General features: G+C 62.3%; 18 protein-coding genes. 1 reads left to right on the top strand and 17 read right to left on the bottom strand.

Going from position 1 to position 22,131, the window contains the following annotated elements; translation table 11 throughout:
- On the top strand, positions 1-731 hold a 731-nt coding region (istB, locus tag NFW05_RS07595; protein WP_295304494.1), incomplete at its 5' end, for an IS21-like element helper ATPase IstB.
- A gap of 903 nt (positions 732-1,634) precedes the next feature.
- Here istB and NFW05_RS07590 read toward each other — a convergent pair.
- From NFW05_RS07590 to hisH (NFW05_RS07510), 17 genes are all read right to left on the bottom strand, one after another.
- Positions 1,635-3,563, bottom strand: a complete 1,929-nt coding sequence (locus NFW05_RS07590; protein ID WP_295304491.1) for a nucleoside-diphosphate sugar epimerase/dehydratase — start codon at positions 3,561-3,563, stop codon at positions 1,635-1,637.
- Between the two features lie 13 nt (positions 3,564-3,576).
- Positions 3,577-4,788, bottom strand: a complete 1,212-nt coding sequence (locus NFW05_RS07585) for a DegT/DnrJ/EryC1/StrS aminotransferase family protein (protein WP_295304488.1) — start codon at positions 4,786-4,788, stop codon at positions 3,577-3,579.
- A 22-nt stretch (positions 4,789-4,810) separates the two neighbouring features.
- Positions 4,811-5,440 carry an acetyltransferase gene (locus NFW05_RS07580; protein ID WP_295304485.1) on the bottom strand — a complete coding sequence of 210 codons (630 nt, stop codon included), beginning with the start codon at positions 5,438-5,440 and terminating at the stop codon, positions 4,811-4,813.
- Positions 5,437-6,033: a sugar transferase gene (locus tag NFW05_RS07575; RefSeq protein ID WP_295304482.1), complete on the bottom strand. Its 597-nt coding sequence runs from the start codon at positions 6,031-6,033 to the stop codon at positions 5,437-5,439. Before NFW05_RS07575 ends, NFW05_RS07580 begins: the two co-directional genes overlap by 4 nt.
- 23 nt (positions 6,034-6,056) lie before the next feature.
- Entirely contained in the window at positions 6,057-7,292 is a 1,236-nt protein-coding gene (locus NFW05_RS07570) for a glycosyltransferase family 4 protein (protein WP_295304479.1), read from the bottom strand.
- Positions 7,289-9,136 (bottom strand): heparinase II/III-family protein, encoded by a 1,848-nt coding sequence (locus NFW05_RS07565; protein ID WP_295304476.1) that lies wholly within the window; start codon positions 9,134-9,136, stop codon positions 7,289-7,291. The genes NFW05_RS07570 and NFW05_RS07565 overlap by 4 nt, the downstream gene beginning before the upstream one ends.
- The gene (locus NFW05_RS07560; protein WP_295304473.1) at positions 9,133-11,268 is read right to left on the bottom strand and encodes a bi-domain-containing oxidoreductase; all 2,136 of its coding nucleotides are present in this window, start codon (positions 11,266-11,268) and stop codon (positions 9,133-9,135) included. Before NFW05_RS07560 ends, NFW05_RS07565 begins: the two co-directional genes overlap by 4 nt.
- A 16-nt stretch (positions 11,269-11,284) precedes the next feature.
- Entirely contained in the window at positions 11,285-12,037 is a 753-nt protein-coding gene (locus tag NFW05_RS07555) for an AglZ/HisF2 family acetamidino modification protein (protein ID WP_295304471.1), read from the bottom strand.
- Between the two features lie 2 nt (positions 12,038-12,039).
- Positions 12,040-12,654: an imidazole glycerol phosphate synthase subunit HisH gene (hisH, locus tag NFW05_RS07550; RefSeq protein ID WP_295304469.1), complete on the bottom strand. Its 615-nt coding sequence runs from the start codon at positions 12,652-12,654 to the stop codon at positions 12,040-12,042.
- A complete protein-coding gene (locus tag NFW05_RS07545) occupies positions 12,651-13,787 on the bottom strand; it encodes an N-acetyl sugar amidotransferase (protein WP_295304466.1) in 1,137 nt (378 codons plus the stop codon). The genes hisH (NFW05_RS07550) and NFW05_RS07545 overlap by 4 nt, the downstream gene beginning before the upstream one ends.
- A gap of 398 nt (positions 13,788-14,185) precedes the next feature.
- Entirely contained in the window at positions 14,186-15,421 is a 1,236-nt protein-coding gene (locus NFW05_RS07540; RefSeq protein WP_295304463.1) for a glycosyltransferase family 4 protein, read from the bottom strand.
- Positions 15,334-15,948: a CatB-related O-acetyltransferase gene (locus NFW05_RS07535; RefSeq protein ID WP_295304460.1), complete on the bottom strand. Its 615-nt coding sequence runs from the start codon at positions 15,946-15,948 to the stop codon at positions 15,334-15,336. The genes NFW05_RS07540 and NFW05_RS07535 overlap by 88 nt, the downstream gene beginning before the upstream one ends.
- 44 nt (positions 15,949-15,992) lie before the next feature.
- Positions 15,993-17,264, bottom strand: a complete 1,272-nt coding sequence (locus NFW05_RS07530) for an oligosaccharide flippase family protein (RefSeq protein WP_295304458.1) — start codon at positions 17,262-17,264, stop codon at positions 15,993-15,995.
- A 3-nt stretch (positions 17,265-17,267) separates the two neighbouring features.
- Positions 17,268-18,776 (bottom strand): O-antigen ligase family protein, encoded by a 1,509-nt coding sequence (locus NFW05_RS07525; protein WP_295304455.1) that lies wholly within the window; start codon positions 18,774-18,776, stop codon positions 17,268-17,270.
- 116 nt (positions 18,777-18,892) lie between these two features.
- Complete coding sequence (gene asnB, locus NFW05_RS07520) at positions 18,893-20,734, bottom strand: asparagine synthase (glutamine-hydrolyzing) (protein WP_295304452.1); 1,842 nt, start codon at positions 20,732-20,734, stop codon at positions 18,893-18,895.
- Position 20,735: 1 nt separating this feature from the next.
- Positions 20,736-21,497: an AglZ/HisF2 family acetamidino modification protein gene (locus NFW05_RS07515; RefSeq protein ID WP_295304449.1), complete on the bottom strand. Its 762-nt coding sequence runs from the start codon at positions 21,495-21,497 to the stop codon at positions 20,736-20,738.
- Positions 21,490-22,104 carry an imidazole glycerol phosphate synthase subunit HisH gene (hisH, locus tag NFW05_RS07510; protein WP_295304446.1) on the bottom strand — a complete coding sequence of 205 codons (615 nt, stop codon included), beginning with the start codon at positions 22,102-22,104 and terminating at the stop codon, positions 21,490-21,492. The genes NFW05_RS07515 and hisH (NFW05_RS07510) overlap by 8 nt, the downstream gene beginning before the upstream one ends.
- Positions 22,105-22,131 lie beyond the last annotated feature (27 nt).

The following is a 22,131-nucleotide window of genomic DNA, read 5'->3' as shown; positions in this document are numbered from 1 at the left end:
TCGATTCGCTGGAGGCCAGGAACCGCCAGGCCATCGAGAGCAAGCTCGCCTACACCGAGTTCCTGTCGCTCTTGATCCAGGACGAGGTCGCCCGTCGCGACCAGAAGAAGTTCGACCTGCGGCTGCGCCGCGCCGCCTTCCGCGCCGGCAAATCCCTGGAAGGCTTCGACTTCTCGCGCCTGCCCAACCTCAACCGGGCGCTGATCCATGACCTCGCCACCGGCCGCTATCTCGCCGAGAAGGCGCCGGTGCTGATCGTCGGACCTTGCGGTACCGGTAAAAGCCACCTCGCCCAAGCCCTGGGCCATTGCGCGGTGCGCCAGGGCGTCGATGTCCTCTTCACCACCCAGGCCCAGCTCACGGCGAGCCTCACCGTCGCCCGCGCCGTCGGCACCTTTGATCGCAAGATCGCCACGCTCGCCCGCGTGCCCCTCTTGATCATCGACGACTTCGGCCTCAAGCCCATGCGCCCGCCGGCCGACGAGGACTTCCACGACCTCATCGCCGAGCGCTACGAGCAGGCCGCCACCCTCGTCACCAGCAACCTCGACTTCACCGAGTGGGATCAAGCGTTCCCGGCCAACCGGCTGCTCGCCGCCGCCACCCTCGACCGGCTGCGCCACAACGCCTATTGCCTGACGCTGGACGGCGCCTCCTACCGGTCGCCGAAAATGCCGCCGGCCGGCGCCAAGCCGTCACCCCAAAAACAGGTAAAATCCGCCGAAATCTAAGCCCCGAAAAAGCCCGTTTCTACCTCTTCAAACTGGCTCCATTATGCCGGCTATCGGTGGCTCCTTTATGCCGGTCAATGACACACTAACTGATTGATTCAACTACATGCCTCCCGGCGCAAAACCGAAAAATGGCTGGCTAACTGCGGAACTTGGGCTGAACGCTTGTCGGAGTTGATAGGTGTCCCAATCTCCTGCCCTCGCCACTTCCTGCGTTGATTCTGAACCAGGGCCCCTTCCCTCCACCGGCATTACCCGGCTTCCACGGTACTACAGGCCCCTCCGCCATCCTCCATGGCCAAGCCTCGCCGTCACCGGCCACTTGTTGGAGACTCCCACCTCCACCATCGAGGACTTCCCGTGTTGCGCGCGCTCTTCCTCTTTCGTACATGCCACCGCCAATACCCCGGCACGGCTACCCAGTGCTCGTTCCGCTCTCTTCCCAAGTAGTCTCAGCCTTCCCCGCATCGACTGGCAGGTCGGCCCGTGCATCACCCTTTTCGAGGCTTGCTCAGCGTTCACTCACGTTGCAGCCTGTACGCTCGCCAAGTCACCTAGTGACCCTCTACACCGAAGGCTTCAGCCACTTCGTTACCTCCATGACTGCTCCGATTGCTACCGGCTGGAGCGAAAGTCGCCGGGTGGGTTTCGCACCCACTGGAAAAGCGCCGCCTTAGCACGGCGCACGTCGAACTCGGGTGTCCAGGTCCCCGTGGTATCGGTGTCCAGATCCTCGTGGAATGACTGTCCAGGTGTTCATGCAATCACTGTCCAGGTCCTCGTGGAATCCGTGTCCAGTTGGCCGTGGAATGCGCACGCTGCGTGCTCTTCAACGGCAGTTCCTGAGAGCCCACCAGCAGCTTGCGCAATTCCCCCTTGTTGACTGGCTGGCTTCCGCCCAAGTCAAGGCACCATGGCAATGCCGCTCCGTCCCGACGTGACCAGCGCGCGCCACACCAATGCCTCGTCGCCATGCCGTACGGGCTTGTACTCCTGGACCAGCAGCGCAAGCAACTCGAGCACCTTCTCGAAATCGAATGCCTGGCACGCCTCGTCCAACTGCGCCAAGCGCTCACTGAGCACCGACCACGGCACCTCATGCTCGTAGGCGCGCATGATCAATGGGTGCGAGGTGCCCTCGACGTTGTCGCCGATCAGGAGTTCCTCATAGAGCTTCTCGCCCGGGCGCAGGCCGATGGTCTCGATCGCGATATCACCGTCTGGATGCTGCTCGTCACGCACTTCCCGCCCGCTCAGGTGAATCATTCGCCGGGCGAGGTCGATGATCTTGACCGGCTGCCCCATGTCGAGCACATACACCTCGCCGCCCTTGCTCATCGAGCCGGCCTGGATGACCAGTTGGGCCGCCTCGGGGATGGTCATGAAGTAGCGCGTAATCTCGGGATGGGTCAGCGTGATTGGCCCTCCAGCGGAAATCTGCTTGCGGAACAGGGGCACCACGGAGCCGGACGAGCCGAGGACGTTCCCGAAGCGCACCATACAGAAGCGAGTTCGCCCCTCCGGACGCGTCAGCGCCTGGAGGATCAGTTCCGCGAGACGCTTGCTGGCACCCATCACGTTGGTCGGCCGCACAGCCTTGTCGGTCGACACGAGCACGAAGGTTTCGACTCCCGCCGCCAGCGCCGCTTCGGCCATGCGCAGCGTGCCGATGGCGTTGTTGCGGATGCCTTCGACGGGGTTGTGCTCGACGATCGGCACGTGCTTGTAGGCGGCAGCGTGATACACGCTGTGCACGCCGAAAGAGCGCATCACGATCTCGGTACGGCGCTGGTGCATCACCGTGCCCAGCATTGGAACCAGTTCGACCTCCAGGTTCATCCGCGCGCAGGTCTCCGAGAGTTCCTGGTGGATCGAGTAGAGCCCGAACTCGGACAGATCCAGCAGTACCAAACGGACCGGCCTCAGGCGCACGATCTGCCGGCACAACTCGGAGCCGATCGAACCGCCGGCGCCCGAGACCATCACCACCTTCCCGGTCACACACTTCCCGAGCAGGCGTTCGTCCGGTGCAACCGATTCGCGCCCGAGCAGGTCCTCGATTTCGACCTCACGGATGGCATCGACGGCGATGTTCCCACTGACCACATCGGCCATACCGGGGACCAACTTGACGCTGCACTGGACATGCTCCAGGCGGTCGATGATCTCCAGCCGGCGAGCGCGGGTCGCCGAAGGGATCGCCAGGAGCAACTCCTCAATCCGCAGTTTATCGATGAGGCGCTCGAGTTCAGACGGCGCACGCACGCGCAAGCCCGCAACCTCGACCTTCTGCCGCGCCAGATCATCGTCGAAGAAGAGGACTGGCCAATATTCCTTGCCAGCACGCAGCGCGTAGGCCAACTGCGTGCCCGCGCTCCCCGCACCATAAATGGCTACCCGCTTGCGTCCAGCGTGCTGCCGCTCTGCGTGCAGGAACCACGTGCGCGCCAGGAAGCGCGTCGCCCCGACGTAGACGATCGCCAGAAGCCAGTAGATCGCGAGCACCCCGCGCGACAGGCCGGGGCTGTGTGTCAGGGCGACCAATGCCGCAAGCAACAGTACCGACAACGTGACACCGCCGGCGACCACGAATACGACGCGGTCCTCCATGAAGCGAACCACCGCGCGATAAAGCCCGAGCCGCGCGAAGATCGGAATGGCAAAGACGGGCGCGGCCACCATCTGCCAGCCGTAGGCAGTCAGATCGGGCCTGAGCGTCTCAAAGCGTAGCCCCAGCGCCGACCAGAAAGCCGCGATGAGCAGCACGAAATCGATGCAGATCGAGACTGTCTGCTTCTGGCGGCGGGGCAGCCGCAAGAAGCGCTTCAGCATCTTCCGGAAAAGGTCAGGCCGACGCCTGGGCCAATATCGCATCGATGACATCGCAGGTTCTGGCGATCTCCGCATCGGTCAACGTCGGGTGAACGAGGAACATCAGCGAATCCTCGCCGAGCGCACGCGCAACGGAGAGGCGCTCGACCGGCCGCCACCCCGTCCGGTCAAAAGCCTTCTCCAGATAGACCTCGGAACATGAACCCTGATAGCACGGCACGCCAGCACGGTTGATCTCGTCGATGATCCGCTCCCGGGACCAGCCCGATGCGAGATGGTCCCTGCGCACATAGACGTAGAACTTGTAGTGCGCATGCACGCAGTCGCTGGCCGTGGCACAAGCCGGGCTACAAGCGGGAGCGCACCGGAACTCGGGAACGCGCACGGCCGTGTGACGCGTACAGGCGGTGGCGATAGCCCTGGCATTGGCATTGCGCCGCGCCGTCCACTCGGACATCCGGCGCAGCTGAATGCGCCCGATCGCCGCCTGTACCTCGAGCATCCGCCAGTTGGTCCCGAAGCTCTCGTGCAACCAGCGGAACCCCGGGGGATGTTGCCGCTCGTACACCGCCTCGTAACTCTTTCCGTGATCCTTGAACGACCACATCGCTGACCACAGCGCCCGGTCGTTGGTGGTAACCATGCCGCCCTCACCACCAGTGGTCATGATCTTGTCCTGACAGAACGACCACGCACCAATATCGCCAATGGTCCCGACGCTGCGCCCCTTGTAGCGGGCGCCGTGGGCCTGCGCGCAGTCCTCGATGACCTGGAAGCCGTGTCGCGCGGCCAACGCGATGATCGGGTCCATGTCACACGGCCACCCGGCCAGATGCACGCAGATGACAGCCCGAGTCCGCGGCGTGAGCACCTGCGCGATGGTCCGTGCCGAGAGATTGCCGCTGCTCGGCTCGACATCGGCAAAGATCGGTCTGGCACCGGCGTTCACCGCGCACGAGACGCTCGCCAGGAAGGTCCTCGGCGTCACGATCACGTCATCGCCCGGTCCGATGCGCAAAGCGTGAAGCGCCAGGTCGAGGGCCACAGTGCCGTTCGCCACGGCGACCGCATACCGTGCCCCACTCCACGCCGCAAACTCCTTCTCGAATTCACGACATTCGCTACCCGTCCAGTAATTGACTCGATTGGAGAGCAGCACCTGTCCGACGGCCTGAGCTTCTTCCTCCGTAAAGCTTGGCCAAGGTGAAAAGGGGGTACCAAGCATCCGATCTGTGTCTCGCGAGTGACTACTTGCCGATACGCATCGTTCGGGCGGGATTGCCAACTACTGTACAGCCATCTGGGACCGGCCGAACGACGACTGCCCCAGCACCGACCACTACCTGCTCGCCGATATGAATGCCCTGTCTCACGGTAGCGCCCACCCCCACCCAGCTGCATCGCCCGATCTCGACACCGCCCGACAGGTTCGCACCTGGAGCAATATGCACCGCGTCGGCGATACGGCAGTCGTGATCGACAGTCGCTCCATTATTGATGATCGCCGCCTGGCCGACAATCGCGTCGATAGCGACGACGGCCCCAGCCATCACGACTGTTCCAGCCCCTAGCCGGGCGTACCGACTTACCGTCGCTGCGGGGTGGACGACGGTGGTCAGCGGGGCGCCAGCAGCGAAGAGCTCGCGATGCTTTTCCCAGCGCACTGGGCAATCGCCGATCGACACGAGCACGCCCTGAAACTCCTCCAGTCTTGCCATCAGTTGGGCAGCATTTCCCAGTATCGACCAGGCACCATTCCGGTTGCACTTGGGCCAGGCGTCGTCGAAAAACACGACGGAAGCCCATCCGCTGGACAAAGCGGCATCGGCCACCACCTTGCCATGGCCACTGGCCCCGAGCAATGCCAGTCGTTTCACGGCTTCTTCCCGGTGAACCTGGGCATGGTCGCCTCACCCTGCGCAGTGATCCCCTCTCGCAGCAGCACCTTACACACCGTGAGCCAGAGGATACGCAGGTCCAGCCATAGCGACTGGTGATCGACATACCACACATCGAGTCGAAACTTGTCTTCCCAGCTGAGCGCGTTGCGCCCGTTGACCTGGGACCAACCGGTGATGCCGGGTCTGACCTCATGTCGCCGCGCCTGCTCCGGCGAATACAGCGGCAAGTATTCCATCAACAGAGGACGCGGGCCGACCAGGCTCATGTCACCGCGCAGTACGTTCCACAACTCGGGCAACTCGTCGAGACTGCTGGCCCGCAAGAAGCGGCCAAACGCCGTCAGCCGCTGCTCGTCCGGCAACAGATCCCCCTTTGGCCCACGCTCGTCCGTCATGGTGCGGAACTTGATCATGTTGAACGGCCGACCATGCAGGCCTGGTCTGGTCTGGCAGAAGAACACGGGGCTTCCCAGCCTGTGTCGAACGACGCCTGCCAACAGGAACATCGGCAGCAGCAAGAGCAGCAGCAGCAGGCTTGCCAGAAGAACATCCATCAGACGCTTGGTCATCCCGTGCATGCCCCGGTTCGCCATCAGCGGCCCGACTGGAGGGAGGAATAGAGGGCCTCCAGCCAGTCGACCCACCGGTCCGCCAGCATCTGCCGACTGAACTCGCCCTGCGCCAGTTCTCGCCCTCTGGCGCCCATAAGCTTGAGCGCCTCACGATCGGCTGCCGCATGCTCCAACGCATCCGCAAACGCCGCCGGATTACCCGGGGGCACGGCATAGCCGCAGCGATGCTGCCGAATCAACTCGGCCAGCCAACCTGGGTAGTTGTTCAGCACCGGAACGCCGGCCGCAATGTAATCGAAAAACTTGTTCGGCGAAGTCCCGTAATAGAAGGCCGGGACGTCTGCCAGAACCTGCAACCCAAGGTCCGTTGCGGCCATCAAGCCGGCCAATCGGACCTTGTCGACCGGTTCGTGAAACACGACGTTGTCCAGCCCCGCCCGTGCAGCACGCGCCTTCAGTGCCGGCTTGAGTTTGCCCTGTCCGATGAGCAGCAACTTGATGTCGTGTCGCTTGCGCTGCTTCAATTCTGCGGCAGCATCGAGCACTGCGTCCAGGCCGTTGGCCATGCCGTGTGTTCCCGCGAAAACCGCGAGGAGATCGCTCTCAGCCACCTGGGCAGGACGCCACGGCTCAACCCTCGCCCCGAAGATGTCGAGGTCACAGCCGTTGGGCACCATGATCACCTTCTCCGTCGGAACGCCTCGGCGCGCGATCCCCGCGACGATACCCGGCGACAGACCGATCAATCGCTGTGCTGAACGGTAGCTCGCCCATTCGACCAGAGACATGGCCCACAACACCATGGGGTTACGGATCACGCCCATCGCCCGCGGCAGTTCAGGCCATAGGTCCCGTACCTCGAACACGAAAGGCTTGCCACGAAGCCAGCGTGCGACGATTCCGGGAAGACCAGCGGTCAGCGGCGTGGTGGTCGCAAAGACCAGATCATACTGCTCGACGAAGACCAGACCGACGCTTCGCACGGCAAACTTGAGAAAGGTAGCCGTTCTTTTGAGAAAGCTGTCGCTGTTCGAGTAGCTGAGATCGAACTCGATGATGTCGATGCCATCCGTCTTGCCCGCACGGCGACCGTCGACAAAGGGATCGGTCAACCCTGTCTGGCCACCCCCATAGCTGCCGCACACCATCGTCACCTGATGCCCTCGCGCGAGCAGGCGGCGAGCCATTTCATACGAACGGATCCCTGACGAGCCTCTGGGAGTCGAAAAGTGCTGATGAAAATAGAGAACCCTCATCCAGGCCACTCACAGTCAGTAGTAAGGACCCCAGCCTCGCCCACCTCCACTTCAAGAACCGGCAAGACAGTTCTCTCCAGATAGTGGCGGGATTCCCAGCCATCCACCAGCTCGCAACGGACTATGGGCATGCTCGCACGCACGGTCAGCGTCCGTCTGCCATCGCTCACCCGCTGTCCATCGAGTTTCCACGATCCCGGGGCCAATCGCCATCGCAGGACGGCCTTGGAGGAAAATCCGCGCACCTCGTCCGTCACGCGCAGCACCGCGTCGCTGAGCTCGATCCTGCGCAAGTGAAACGCCCCCCGTGCATCGCGGTAGCCTGCGGCGAAAGAGGTCACATCGTCGAGTTCCTGCAACCATTCGACCTGCGTCGTTCGCAGCCAGTCGCCAAAGAGGAATCGACCCAGCCGAGGCATCTGGTCCCGGCAGTCGAAGTGCACAGTATTGTGGCTGGCCGTCCCCGAGAAATAGTTCAACCAACTGGTGTCCATATTGTAGCTACAGGTCCCGCCATCGCGCAGCAAGTTGTCCTCTGCCAGCCACAGGTCGAGGTGCAAGGCATCCGCATGACTGGGACGAAAGCGAAAGCGCGGGTAGCGGAGCACGGCCATGGCCTTGCCGCGGCGCAACACGGCGATCCCTCCGTCATCAGCCACGCGGCTGGCCGGTGGCGCAGCTGCTTGCATGGCCAGCGAAACACCGAGCCAGATCAACCCCTGATCGTAGGGGCCGACCGCCTGGTAGGCGCGTCGTTGAGCGAACAGCGCCATCGCCAGCTGGACGCTCGGCCGATAATCCCGATAGGGGGTATCGCTCAGCTGAAGCAAGCGCGCGCCATCGTTGGCCCCCAGGTTCGGGCCGTCACCGCTGACCGGATCGACCATCGCATGGAGCCAGTTCGCCGCTGCCTGCATCCTCTGGCACAACCCCTCCGTAAGCGCCGGCAAGCCAAGCTGACGCCGCCAGATCTCGGTCATGCTCAGGGTATCCAGCATGACGCGATGGTAGTTCAGCGAATACTGGCTGAACGTGCCCGCCGTGCCCACAAGCCGCCGGCATCTCTCTTCCAGCCAGTGTCTCCCCCGCGCGGCCCAGGCCGCGGCTTCCGCGACTCCGAGCGACTCCAGCCAGCTCCCGCCAATGAACAGCGCAGCCGCCTCCGACGTGCCGTGATTGTTGTCCTGCCCTAGGGCATAACTCAGCGTCGGCGCAATGCGTCTGAGGTGAAGGGCAATCAGATCTCGCAAAGCTGGGGTGGCCAGGCGTACCTGCCCGAGGATCAATGCGCCCATCGCCAGGTGCATCACGCGGATGGACGCCTCCTGGCCACATTTCCAATTGGGTCCTCGATACGGAGGATTCGTCTCACACCAGCTCGAAAGCCAGCCATTCAGCCTGTGAATGGCCCGTCGATCCCCGCAGAGCGCGCGCTGGGCAAAAGCCAGGACCCAGTCCATCCGCGACAGCTCCCAGATCAACTTGATGTCGCCAACGCGCGGATCGAAGTCGGGAATCTGCCACCAGGGCCGCCCCGGTTCAGGCACGCACTGGCCGCTGAGCGGATTCGCCAGCCACTCCGGGGGCTCGTCGCCAACGGCCACCGATACGAAACCGAACAGGCGGGCAGTCTGCTGCCAGTCCGAAACCGGGTTCCGACCGCATCCGACGTTGTCGGCCACTACTGGCGAAAAGAAGGCGCCCTGCGGCGTGTCAGCGCGCAGACGCCGGACGGGATTGAACGCGAAGCGAATTCCAGCGCGGTAGACCAGAACACGAACGATGCTGCGCAAGCCAAGCGCGAACAGAGTGCGCAACAAGGTCAGGGGCGGAACACGCCTCATTGCCTGCGCAAGAGCTGTGCTGTCTCGATCGTGACACGCGCGACTTCGAAGATCTCGTCTGACGGGATGGCCTGTACTCCGTGCTGCACGCCGTCCAGGAATGCGGCCGCACACGCTCCTTGCCCCTTGTCCTGCCGCCAGAGGTCGAGTTTGCGAAAACCGGGCCAACCATAACCGCGAAGCTTGCGGAAGTTATCGAGTTGAAGCACTCGCCCGGCGGCGAATACCTCCACGCGCTCCTTGGGAAAGCTGGCCGCACCGTTGGCCAGGTACATGATGGTTCCAAAGGAGCCATCGGCAAATCCCAACGTGATCGAAGCCTTGTCCTCGACGACCTCGATGCCTGGCGCGTCTCCCATGCGAAGTGCCTGTACCGAGACGATCGGGCTGCCGGCCAGGAAACGCATCAGGTCAATGAAATGACAGGCCTCTCCGATGATGCGGCCACCGCCTACCGTTAGGTCCTGAGTCCAGTGGCTGGCCGGGATCGCCCCCGCATTCATGGTCATGAGGAACGACTTGGGCTCCTGAACTGTCTCGAGCAACGCTTTCATCTGCCGCACCTGCGGAGCAAAGCGACGGTTGAAACCGACCATCAACAGCGGCCCAGGACCGGCGCGATGGGACTCCTCATAGGCCAGTTGAACTTCCCCCAGTTCTTCAAGATGAAGGGCGAGAGGCTTTTCGACGAAGACGTGCTTGCCCGCCTTCAACGCCTGCACCACGAGCTGAGCATGCGAATCGTGCCGGGTCACGATCACCGCCGTGTTGATCGCCGGGTCAGCCAGCATGTCCTGAACGTCGGTCGTCGCCTCGGCAAAGCCGGCCTTGCTGCCATGAATGACCCCGCTGACTCCGCCGGAAGTCACGATACTATGCAGCTGAGCGCCCGCGCGCTTGAAAGCGGGGATCAGCATCCTCGATGCATAGTTGCCTGCCCCGACAAAACCCAGGACCGGACTGCCCGCCTTGTACTCGCGACCGGCATGGAGGGGAACCCGCCGCACGCCTCTCTGTGCGGCAGGCGATGCATACCCCAGAATGATGCCCAGCCCGCTCTTGTCCTGGGTCAATTGCTGGTACGCAGCCGGTGCATCTTCGAACGGATAACGGTACGTGATCAACGGCTTGACGTCCAGTTGCCCGGTCGCCAGCAGATCAAGAACCGCTTCGAAGTTTCTCCGCTCCGTCCACCGCACAAAACCCAGCGGATAGTCCTGTCCCTGCTCTTCGTACGCCGGATCGTAGCGGCCCGGCCCATAGGAACACGACACCTGGAAACTCAACTCCTTGACGTAAAAATCTGAACGGTTGAGCTCCAGGCCGGTCACCCCCACCAGCACGATTCGCCCGCGCTTGCGACTCATCCGCGCCGCCTGCGCCACCGGATCGCTCGACTGGGTGGATGCCGTAATGATCACCCCATCGACGCCGTGCCCGCGGCTGAAGGCCATCCCGGCGGCAACTGGATCCTCCCCCTTCGCCGGATTGCAGGTCACCGCCCCGAAGTGCCTGGCCAGATCCAGCTTCGTCTCGTCGAAATCAATGGCCAGCACTCTGCAGCCCTGAGCCCGCAGCAGTTGCACGGTCAGCAGCCCAATCAGCCCTGCCCCTGTGACCACGAACGCCTCGCCGAGCGTCGGCTGGGCCAGGCGGATTCCCTGCAACCCGATGCTGGCGAGCACAACGAAGGCCGCAGATTCATCATCGACCTCGTCCGGCACCCGCGCACACAGATTCCTGCCGACCCTCACCACGTCGGCATGCGGACCGTTCGACACTACGCGGTCTCCGACCCGGAAGCAGTCCACGCCAGCCCCCACTTCGGCGACAACTCCGACGTTGCAGTACCCCAGGGGCAGCGGCTGCGCCAACTTCGACTGAACCGCCTCGACGGTGGTCAACAGGCCATCTGTGCGCACCTTCTCCAGCACCATGCGCACCTTCTCAGGCTGTTGGCGAGCTTTTTCCCAGTATGAGGCTCGCCCGAAGTCCACCAGCATGCGTTCCGTACCGGCCGAAATCAAGCTCGCCGACGTGTGGACCAGCAGTGTTCCAGGGATGACCGCCGGACCCGGGGCCTCGGCCAGGTAAGTGCCGCCCCTGGCCATGTCCTGCAAAACCTGTTTCATCTCTCGATTCCCGGCCTCACCCGAGGCGCTCTGGACGCGCGTAATTGATCAGCACCGCTCGATAGGGGCCCTTGAACACGAACATGCTGCCGGCCGCCGCGCCAACGATGCCGACCGCTTCAATCAGCGCCTTCATGTCCTCCACGCTGCCAGCTCCCCCCAATACCGACATTGGCAGCGACACTGCAGCGCGCACTCTTCGTGCGAGTTCCAGGTCGTAGCCGCCCATGTCGCCATCACGGTCGATGGAGTTGATGACGATTTCCCCGGCGCCCAGCGCTTCGACCCGCTGGCAAAACTCCACGAGGTCGACCTTCTGCTTATCCTGGCCGTTACGGGTAAACACCGCATACCCGCCGAGCAGCCTGTTCCTGCGCACATCCAGCGTAACCACCACACTCTGGCTGCCGATCGCCTCGGACATCTCGCGGATCAGATCCGGCCGCCGCAACGCTGCTGAACTGATCGATACCTTCTCGAAGCCCAGTGCGACGATGCGCGACGCCTGCGCGGCAGCCGTGATGCCTCCGCCGTAGCATAGGGGCATCCGGGATTCGACGGCCAGGCTGCGCAACAAGGCCAGGTTTGGCTCTCTCCCGTGAGCGCTGGCGTCGATGTCGAGAAACATCAACTCGTCCACTTCCTTCTCGTTGAAGATCTTGACCGCGTTCAGCGGGTCGCCGACGTACTTGGGATCCTTGAACTGCCGAGTCTTCACCAGACCCCCGTCATGCATCAGCAGGCACGGAACTATGCGGGAGCGCAGCATGGTTACAACTCCGCGAAGTTGCGAAAGACGGCGACGCCGTTGGCGTGGCTCTTTTCCGGATGAAACTGCACGCCGAATACATTGCCATGCGCTACGGCGCAGGGTAGTTCTCGCCCATAGGTCACCGTAGCAATCACGTCCTGCTCTCTCGCCGCGGCGAAGAAATAGCTGTGCAGGAAATAGAAGCCCCGCTCCAGATCGACACCTTCGAACAGGCCTGCCCCAGGCTGAGGACTCACCGAGTTCCAGCCCATGTGCGGCAGGAAGGGCGGTGCACCAAGTGCGCTCGCATCGATCTTGCGTACCCTGCCCTGAATCCAGCCAAGGCCCGGCAGAATGCCCTCCTCGCTCGAATCCGCGAGAATCTGCATGCCAACGCAAATGCCGAGGACCTTCTTCTTGTGCACCAGGATTTGCTCGCTGAGCAGATCGACCATGCCGGACCTGGTCAGGTAACTCATCGTCGCATCGAACGCCCCGACCCCCGGCAGAATATAGCGCTCGGCCGCTGCCAGCTCCCGGAACTCTCCAGTGACTTGATGCGCGACCTTCAGCCACTTGTAGATATTGGCGATGGCCCCGACGTTGCCCGACCCGTAGTCAATGATCGCAATCATCGTTTGATGGCCCTTTCTACGCCCAACCGCTTCAGTGTCGCTGCTCCCAGATCGAACAACCATTCCTGATTGCGATAATCCCGGTAGCTCTTTTTAGGCATGCTGTGGTACTGCCGGAGCTCGGCCACGGAAATGCCCAGCTTGGTCGCGATGTACTCGAACTCCTCGTCGATGGTGTTCGGATCATACGCCGGCTGCTCGAGCAACTCCAGCGCCTCGCCACGCTTCATCTGCCCGGTGAGGATCAAGCTCGAATACTGGACTCGCCTCGTGTCGTACCCGAAACGGGTTGGCAACCAGTAGCCCTCGAAGAACTTGGTGAACCGGGACTCGAAGTGCTTCTGTGGATAGGCGCGCCAGGCGTACTTCTCGGAGAGCGTCTGGATGGCGATCTTCCTGGTGTACGGCAACCAGTTCAGAGGTTTGACCACCTGGACCCCCCTGAGGTAGCGAAGGTAGAACTTGTGGAACAATACCCCGCTGAAAGGATAGGTCTTCAGCGGACGCGTCCCGAAACGGCGCTGGATGTCGCGAATCTGCGCCATGTCCGTACCGTAGTAGAGCCACTCGAGCGGATTGCGTACGCACTCCGTCGCGTAATTGCCGCCATTGAGTATGCACTTGATGTCGTGCTTGTTGGCGAAGTGGTAGAGGGTGGCGACGAAGGCGTGGTCCTGGGGAATGTCGAGGTGCGGCACGCCGGCCTTGAAGAAAGCCAGCTGAAAGTCGCGCATTTCCTCCCAGTTGATCACTTCGGTGTACAGGTCCAGGCTCAGCTTGTCCACCAGCATCTGAATGTTGTTCACCGCAATATCGGTGTTCCAGCCGCCATCGACGTGGAAGACCAGCGGCCGCAAACCGAACTCGGTCACCGCCAGATGCAGCAGATAGGAGCTATCCAGACCACCGCTCATGCCGATGATGCTATCGAAGGGCTTTCCCTTGCCCGCGCTTCTGATCTTGTCCACTGTCGCACGAAACATCGCCGCGCCCTTCTCGTCGGGATGCCAATTGGGCAGAACGTCGCGCCTGAAGCCGATGCAGTGGTCACAGACGCCCTGCTCATCGAAGACGATCTGGCTGTCGCTGGTATCCATCACGCAGTTGCTGCAAATCTGGTACGGCCTGTCCACGTCAATTCCCCGAAGGTAATGCCATTGTTGTCAAGTGCCCGCGCGAGTCATTCAGATCACTGGCCGGCAGGCATCCAGCATCCGCCTGAAGGGCAGGGCAGCAAGTACTCTTTCGCCGCCGAACGCACGCTGCAGGATGGCGCGCAGGCCATCCTTCCTGCTCGCGGCGGCGTCCCGACGCAAGCATTTCCCGCTCCTGCGCCCTGCGCAGATTCTGACGCCCGAATCATTCGGCCAGCGACCGCTGCATCGCACCACAGAGCGATGTTCATGGCCGGATCCCATCATCTGCAGACGGTCGGTCGTCCCGTCATCCATCACCGACCGTTCGGGGGCAACTGCGGCACCCGCCGAGTTGGTCACCATTGCCCGGCAATGGCACTCGATTTGCCCGTCGCTCAGGCCGCGCGCGTAAGGCGAGCAGCCAGGGTCCTGTAATCGAGAAGGCGCCGGGCGATCTCCAGCGACCGCCCGGCCTTGACACCAAGGGCAGCCGGATCGCTGGCCACCTCCATGAAGGCTCTGGCCAGATCTCGGGAATCAGATACCGACCAACCGTTCCCGTCCAGGAAGGGGACATGACTGGGCACGGCGTCGAGAATGACCGGGCAACGGGCGCAGAGGCTCATCTGCATGGTCGCCGACTGCGTGCCGGGCTGAACGTAGACGTCCGCAGCGCAAAGCAGGTCGTTGAGCTCGTCGGTATCCTTCCAGCCGAGGAAGCGGACACGCTCGTCAGAAGCAATCAGGCGCTGCGCCTCGATGCGAATGTCCTCGTCCAGCGACCCGGCAAGAACCAAGCGCAGGTGGCTCCCCGGTGTGCAGGAAAAGGCCCGCAGGCTCTCCAGCAGCTTCTTCCGCCGCCCCATCTTGCCGGTCTGCAGGAGCATAACTTGCCCGGTGTCGACACCAGCAGCCTGGCGCCCCCGATCCCTGCGCACGTCGTACTCCGGATCGTCGAAAACCCTTCCGCCAAGGGGAAAGAACTCCAGATCCGAGGCCGGCACGCCGTAGCTCTGGCGTACGAAATCCATCGTTTCCAGCGACACACAGAGGATCTTGTCGAAACTGCGCCGGCATCGGCGGATGATCCACGAATAGTAGAGCTTATGCAGCAGGACTCGCGAAAGGAAGCTGCGCGCACTATTGTGCGCATCCTCGTGGCTATCCACGTAGAGTCGCACATCCGGGTTCTCGCGCTTGTAGCGCGCCACAGCGTGCAACTCCCAGCCACAAAGGCCGTGAAACAGGATGACTTCCGGGCGGAATTGCTGCAGTAGCTCACGGACACCTGGATGCATACGCAGTTTGCGCATCAGCTTGTGCGGCAGCAAGCGGCGATATGGCAAACGAGTCACCGGCGCCCCGTCGCGACCTTGGTAGGAAGAAGGCTCGACATAAGTGAGACAGCGGTCCGCACCAAACGATTCCGTCGATGCGATTACCATGACCTGATGCCCATCCTGGACATGCTGCCTGACCAGCTCGTTCTCCTGGTAGGCATATCCGTCAATATAGAAGCATGACAGGCAGACATGGGCGATCCTCACAGGAATCCCTCTTGCCGCAACATCACTTCCGGATCGGTAAACTGAGGCGCGAGGCGTCGCAATTCCTGATCGGGCAAGTTCCACCACTCCAGCTTGAGCAGCGCTTCGATCATCTCTGCGCCGAAGCGCATACGGATCAGGTGGGCTGGGTTGCCGGCGACGATCGCGTATGGAGGAACATCTCTGGTCACCACGCTGCCCATGCCGACTACCGCACCGTGGCCAACGTTGACGCCTCCCTTGATCAGCACGTTTTCGCCTATCCACACATCGTGGCCGATCGTCGTTCTGACGCGCCACGCGTAGGGATGCCGCGAAAACTTGGTCTTCACGCTGTCGCGATGCGCGAGAAAGACCGGGCTGGTAGACACGTATTCCATCGGATGGCGCGCACCGCCCGCCGTGACACGGTTGGCGATCGAGCAGAACGCCCCGACATCGCAATCGATGAAGGTGCAGTCATAGCCACAGAACGAGTGCCGGTCGAAGCGCGTGCGCACTATCGTGCTGCCCGACTCGATTTTCGAAGTCGGGTCAATGACGCTCCCGGTAATGGCATTGCCCCGCGCCTTGCGCAGCACTCTCGAGACGACGTAGCCCAAGGAAATCATGTCGAAATGCCCATATCCTTATTCCGCTTGCGCGGCGACAGCGTTCAGCCCCTGGCCGCAGTGCCCGCTCCCCGCATGCTGCAAACAAGGTAGGTCAGCCACGCATGAACCAGCAGACTCAGAGACCACACTACCGCGAGGAGGACCAGGAGTTGACCGAATCGCAGAGAAAAATGATGCGCGGCGACGAATACGCTGACCACAGCAGCCAACCTCCCGATGTCCCAGAGCAGCTGCGTGCGTTCCCGGCTCAGGTAGCCCAGGGTCATGGACAGCGGGGTCGTCGCGAAGTCGGTCACCAGCATCAACGAGACCAGCAACGTGACCGTGCCAATGTTAGCCCACTTCGCTCCGAAGAGCCAGGTACCCCACAGGTTCATCACCAGTACCAGCGCGCCGACGACCAGCAGCCCGATCCCCAGCAGGCGCAACAGCATGGCCAGGTACTTTTGCGCCAGCGCGCCACTCCGGTCGCCGATGAAGTCACGAAACTCCGCCGCATAGACCTGGGCCACGGTTTGTCCGAGCAAGCCGAGAGGGGCACCGCACACCCGCATCACCAGCGCGTAGAGTCCCGCCTCATACAACCCGTAGGTATAGCCCAGGGCCAACACCGGAAACTGCTGTGCTGCCTGGTTGAACAGCGCAGCCGGTGCCAGCACCAGCGGAAACCTCCAGCGCGTGCGAAAGGTCGCAGCGAACTGCGCACCGCGTCCGCGCAGGACGACCCAAGCCTTGACCGCGACGCTGCTCACCCCGCTCCCCGCCCCCACCAGATAGCCCAGCGCCTGAGCCCAGACCAAGCCTGAAGCTCCCAGTCCGCACCAGCCGAGTCCCAGCTGCGCGACTCCCGTGACTCCCCCTTGAAGGATCTTGCTCGCCCCTACGCTGCGATACGCCTTCTGCCGGAGGAGCAGCGCGTTGACGATCTGGAACAGTGCCAGGCTGAAGGCGATGGCCGGAATGGCCAGCGTTGGAAAATCTCGCGTCAGCGGCGGCCCCACCACGCTGGCAAGCGGTACGATCAAGACAAGAAGCGTCGTGATCAGCGCGATAACCGACACCAGCGTCGTTCCGAGCAAGGCGACCTGTATCGCGTCCACCGAGTTCCTGGCCACTGGAATCGCATGCTCCAGGCGGCCGGTTCCCACAGAGGCGAGCAGCGCGCCAACTCCCAATGCGATGCCGAAGCCTCCGACGTCCTCCGGCGCGTACAGCCGGGTGATCACTGGCGAAATCAGCAGCAGAAAGGCCTGGGCGAACGCGGAACTCGAAGCCAGTGTCAGGTAGCTGCCGAGTGTACGCACCGCACCCATTGCTTACTGCACCGCACCTAGCGCGCCGCTTTGCGTCTCCTGCTGCGTTCTCCAGAAGAACACCACGATATACCCGATGACGAACGAGAACAGGGCATCGCCCCAGATCGTCCCACTCACCAGGAACATCGGAATGTATGCGCTGCCGAACAACAGGATGTTGTGGTCACCCTCCATCGCTTTGCTTCGCCGCAGGCACGCATAGGTCAGGTAGCCGATGGCGCAGACGATCAATCCGCCAAGGACAAGCCCCAACTCGGCCAGCAGCTCGACAAACAGGCTGTGCGGATGAAACCCGAAATAGCGCACCTGGAACGCGAGCGGTCCCATGCCGAGCAGCAGTCGCTTCTTGATCTCTTCAGTCGCGATCACGATCAACGCCATGCGTGAAAGCTTGATCGTGCACCCCGCTTCCTTGAGCGAGCTGTACAATGCCTCGTCAATGACGATCTGCCTGGCGATCTCCTTGTTGTCGATCGTGCACAGACCTTTGGCGGGATCGAAGAAGACCCCGTTCTCCTGGTTCTCCAGCAGGAAGCGGCAGCCGGGACGATCCGTTCGGCAAAGCTTGCTGTCCTGGCCCGCCGCACCTGGCAGCGGGCCCTCCTCCTCCCCGATGAAGGTGGCCACCTCCCCGGAAAAGCTCAGCGCCTCTTTGGTGTACTCCTTCGAGAAACGCACATTGCGCTCCCCGAAGAGCCCGGGCAGCACCTGCAAGCTGACCACGAAGATCAACAGGCACGACAACGCCAGAAGCAACACACGTTTCTTCTGCACCCTGAACTTGGCGACGACCAGACAGCAGAGAAAGATGGCTATACCCAGGACAGCCCCGCGGGTTTGCGAGAAAACGATCGCCAACCAATACGTCCACACCAACAGCCACCTGCCCAGCAATAGCTTCCTCGCCGCCCGCTCATCGAAGAGCAGCAGACAGGAGGCAACCATAAACGCCACCAACCCGTAGGCAAAACTCATGTAGTCAATGCCGCCGAGGCGCTTCAGGTCTGCCGTATAAATTTCGTCGGTGAAAATGAAGAACCTCAGTACGTAAATCGCCGCCGCCGGCGCGATGAGCAGACCACACTGTTCTATGCCCCGCAGCAAGTCCTCTCCAGCCCTGTTCGCTGCACAGTAGACGCCGACGACATAGGCCGGCAGTGCATTCAACGCGAACTGCCCGGCCGCCTTCCGGAGATAGGGGTCCAAGCCGAAGTTGCCAATGGCGACGACGAAGCAGACGACAAAGAAAGCCGGCACGGAAGCCGCCACCCAGCGCAGTGACCGCTCTGCACGCTGATCGCCAACGACGACAACGCCAAGCACCAGGAAGAACACCGCAACCACGGCTCGCAGGCCGATGTTCACGAGGTAGGCGAAGCCCGAGTCGGAAACGTGAAGGTAATAGGCCAACACCCACAACATATGGACCAGGATCAAGGGCATCGGCAACAGCAAGTGAAAAAGCCGGCCCCTGCTGATTTCTCTTACTGCTGCGCCTATCGTCTTCACGCCAGCACCTCGCATGTTTGCTTGCCAAAAGAGCCCGCTCGCCGGGCGGTGATTATGCCAGTGCCACTCCCGGGATGCCGAAGCACATCGCCCAGCTATGCCGGCTGGCCGACACGTTACGTCATCCCGGTGACCGCAAACTCATTTTCCCACAGTGCCAGAGAAAACAGTCGCCAGCGCATCCCCTGGTTGAACTGGTCGAGGCTTGTCCCCTGCAGAGCATTCTCGCGGCAGATTTGGCTGAGCAGGCAGGAAGACCGAACGGCGGCCTGGATCTGGCTGTTGTAAAGTCGCATCCACCTCGACTCCGGCGCCTCGAAGCCAAACTTGTTCTTCCGCCAGACGACCGCCTCCGGCATTTGCCCGGCCATCGACCGGCGCAGAAGATACTTGCCCCAGCCGTCGTGGAGTTTGAGGGACGTCGCCACCGACGTCGCGAACTCGACCAGCCGATAATCGAGGAAGGGCAAGCGGGTCTCGATCGAATGGGCCATCGAGTTCTTGTCTTCGTAGCGCAGCAGCACCGGCAGATTGGTGCGCTCGATTTCGTCCTTCTGCATCGCCGAAAGGCCGCCGTAGTCTCTCGCGGGGACGCGCGCCGCGCGCAGCGACGGACCGACCTCCGGCCGGAACAGCGAGGAGTGATTCCTGGTCGCCATCCTGCGTACAGCCGGCGCGTGGAAATACAGCAGGTCCCTCAGCAGGATGCTCAAGGCGCCGCGTCGCCCATTCCTGAGCAATCCCGACACCACGGCAAGGGCCGCGGCCAGCTTCCCCTTTCTGAGCGACTGCAGGAAATGGTCGGCGAAGTACCGATCATAGCCGAGCAAGGTTTCGTCCCCACCTTGCCCGTCGAGCAGGACCGGAACTCCGGCGCGCCTGGCTTCGCGCATGACGAAGAACTGCATCAGCACCGAGGCGCTGGCAAAAGGCTCTTCCTGAGCCCGGACCACAGCCGCCAGTTGGTCACAGAAGTCCGAGTAGCCCGGTTTGACGATGATCCATTCCAGACCGGCATTCTCGACGACCCGCTGTGCAAACTGCGACTCGTCGGTCTGCGGGTCCTCGCTGACCGCGGTGATGGCCAGGAAGGCTTGCTGACTCTCCCTGCGGTAGGCCTCGGCCGCCAGCGTCGCGATACTCGAACTGTCCATCCCGCCGCTCAGACAGGTGCCCACCCGGACATCCGAGCGCAGACGCAGGCGAATGGCATCGCGGAAGAGTTCCTGGAAGACGTTCACCGCCTCGTCGAGTTGCAGCGCAACGTATCCCGCCTGGACCTCCAGGCTGTAGTAACGGGAGATCGTATACTTCTGCGCGGCCAGGTCGAAAACCAGGTTATGCCCGCCGGGCAGCTTGCGCACGCCGGAAAAGAAGGAGTGGGTAATGTCTTCTGCTACGCGCGCGACAAGAAACCCGAGGAGTACCTGGGCGTCGGCCTGGCGGCTCGGCAGCAGCGGCAGCAGCTGCCGAATTTCCGAGCCGAAGGCAAACCCGGCAGTCGTCTCGGCGTAATAGAAGGGCTTCACGCCAAACCGGTCCCGCGAGCAGAAAAGAAGATTCTCGCGCGGATCGTAGATCGCGAAGGACCACATGCCGTTGAACTGCTCGACACAGCGCTGGCCCCAGAAATCGTAGGCGTTCAGGATTACTTCGGTGTCCGTGTGCGAGCGAAACCGGTAACCTTGCCCTGCCAGGATCCTGCGCAGCTCGATGTAGTTGTAGATTTCGCCATTGAAAGTGATCACCCGGCCCGAGTCGGGATCAATCATCGGCTGGCGACCCAGCTCGGAAAGATCGAGTATGGACAGCCGCCGGTGCCCGAGAGCGACGGACCCATGAACCCAGACGCCAGCTCCGTCGGGTCCACGATGCGCGACGGCGTCGGTCATGCGCTCGATGATCTCTTTGGCGACCTCGCTGCTGCGGGTCGAGATGTAACCGGCAATACCACACATATCAGGGCAAACAGCGGCTCAGTAGGTCACGCTCAGGGTAATTTATCAGCACCGCCCGGTGCGGCCCCATGAAGACAAAAAGGCTGCCGGCGGCAACGGCTGCTGCACCACCTTGGTGTACGGCGAGGACAAAGTCGTCGATGCTGCCCGCACCACCGCAGGCAACCACGGGCACCGAGACTCGCGACGCCACTTCCCGAATCAGCTTCAGGTCGTAGCCGGACATGGTTCCATCCCGGTCCACCGCGTTCACCAGGATCTCGCCCACACCGGATCGTTCGAGCGCCGCCAGATGCTCCGCCAGCCCGACCGCCTGTCGTCGATGCGCCGAGTGCGAGGTCAGTTCGTATCGTCCCAGGAAGCTCTTCCTGACGTCGATGCAGCCAACGATGCTCTGCGCTCCGTAGATGGCAGACGCCTCCCGGACGAGGTCCAGGCCGCGATAGGCGGCACTGCCGAGGATGACCTTCTCGAAGCCCAGGGCGAATATCTGCCGAACATGTTCCAGGCTCCTGACCCCCCCTCCGTAGGCCATGGGCATGAAAGCCTCGCCCGCTATGTCGGCGAGCAGATCGAACGGTGGTTCTCGCCCGCCAGCGGTCGCCGATATATCGAGAAACACCAGTTCGTCCACCTCTTTTTCGTTGAAGATGCGCACCGCGTTCAGCGGATCGCCGACGTACCTGGCCTTCCTGAACTTCTCTGTCTTGACCAACCCTCGACCGCGCAACATGAGCACCGGAATGACGCGCGTCCTATTCATCTGGACAGTACTCGGAAAACGCACGCATCACCGCCATGCCATGGCGCAGGGATTTCTCGGGATGGAACTGCGTGCCGAAGATATGACCGCGCTGCACGACGCTGGCGAATTCGATGCCATGCTCCGATGTGCCGACCACGTCGGACTGATCGGCGCAATCGAGGTAATAGGAATGCACGAAGTAATACCGCGCGTCGGCTGCTGCACCGTCGAGCAGCGGGCATGGCCGCCTCTGGCTCACGGGCGCCCAACCCATATGCGGGACGCGCAGGCCGGGCAGAGCCGGGAGGCGGAGGCAATGCATGTCGATCCAGCCCAAACCGGCCGCCGTCCCCTCCTCACTGCCCCTACCCAGTATCTGCGCACCAAGGCATATGCCCAGCACCGGTCGCCGCAATTCCAGCGCATAGCGCTCAAGGACGCCGCGTAGTCGCGAGGCATCGAGCCTGTTCATCCCGTGGTCGAAATGGCCGACACCGGGCAGGACCAGCTTGTCTGCCGCCAGGATTTCCTCGGCGTCGCTCGATACCGATACTTCTGCGCCAACCTTGCGCAACATGTTGCACACCGAAGACAGATTGCCGACGCCGTAGTCAACAACAATCATAGACTTGCATCCTATTCACTCGCCCCT

This window comes from Accumulibacter sp., assembly GCF_023806625.1.
Taxonomy (GTDB): domain Bacteria; phylum Pseudomonadota; class Gammaproteobacteria; order Burkholderiales; family Rhodocyclaceae; genus Accumulibacter.
The sequence above is the reverse complement of the archived record's forward strand: the minus strand, read 5'-3'. Positions and strand labels throughout refer to the sequence as shown.

Excerpts from the sequence above, each read along its gene's own strand:
- NFW05_RS07585 (WP_295304488.1), bottom strand. The coding sequence starts at position 4,788 with ATGCTTGGTACCCCCTTTTCACCTTGGCCAAGCTTTACGGAGGAAGAA.
- hisH (WP_295304446.1), bottom strand. The coding sequence starts at position 22,104 with ATGATTGTTGTTGACTACGGCGTCGGCAATCTGTCTTCGGTGTGCAAC.
- asnB (WP_295304452.1), bottom strand. The coding sequence starts at position 20,734 with ATGTGTGGTATTGCCGGTTACATCTCGACCCGCAGCAGCGAGGTCGCC.
- NFW05_RS07555 (WP_295304471.1), bottom strand. The coding sequence starts at position 12,037 with ATGCTGCGCTCCCGCATAGTTCCGTGCCTGCTGATGCATGACGGGGGT.
- NFW05_RS07570 (WP_295304479.1), bottom strand. The coding sequence starts at position 7,292 with ATGAGGGTTCTCTATTTTCATCAGCACTTTTCGACTCCCAGAGGCTCG.
- NFW05_RS07565 (WP_295304476.1), bottom strand. The coding sequence starts at position 9,136 with ATGAGGCGTGTTCCGCCCCTGACCTTGTTGCGCACTCTGTTCGCGCTT.
- NFW05_RS07575 (WP_295304482.1), bottom strand. The coding sequence starts at position 6,033 with ATGACCAAGCGTCTGATGGATGTTCTTCTGGCAAGCCTGCTGCTGCTG.
- NFW05_RS07530 (WP_295304458.1), bottom strand. The coding sequence starts at position 17,264 with ATGGGTGCGGTGCGTACACTCGGCAGCTACCTGACACTGGCTTCGAGT.
- hisH (WP_295304469.1), bottom strand. The coding sequence starts at position 12,654 with ATGATTGCGATCATTGACTACGGGTCGGGCAACGTCGGGGCCATCGCC.
- NFW05_RS07515 (WP_295304449.1), bottom strand. The coding sequence starts at position 21,497 with ATGAATAGGACGCGCGTCATTCCGGTGCTCATGTTGCGCGGTCGAGGG.
- NFW05_RS07560 (WP_295304473.1), bottom strand. The coding sequence starts at position 11,268 with ATGAAACAGGTTTTGCAGGACATGGCCAGGGGCGGCACTTACCTGGCC.
- NFW05_RS07590 (WP_295304491.1), bottom strand. The coding sequence starts at position 3,563 with ATGCTGAAGCGCTTCTTGCGGCTGCCCCGCCGCCAGAAGCAGACAGTC.
- NFW05_RS07535 (WP_295304460.1), bottom strand. The coding sequence starts at position 15,948 with ATGATTTCCTTGGGCTACGTCGTCTCGAGAGTGCTGCGCAAGGCGCGG.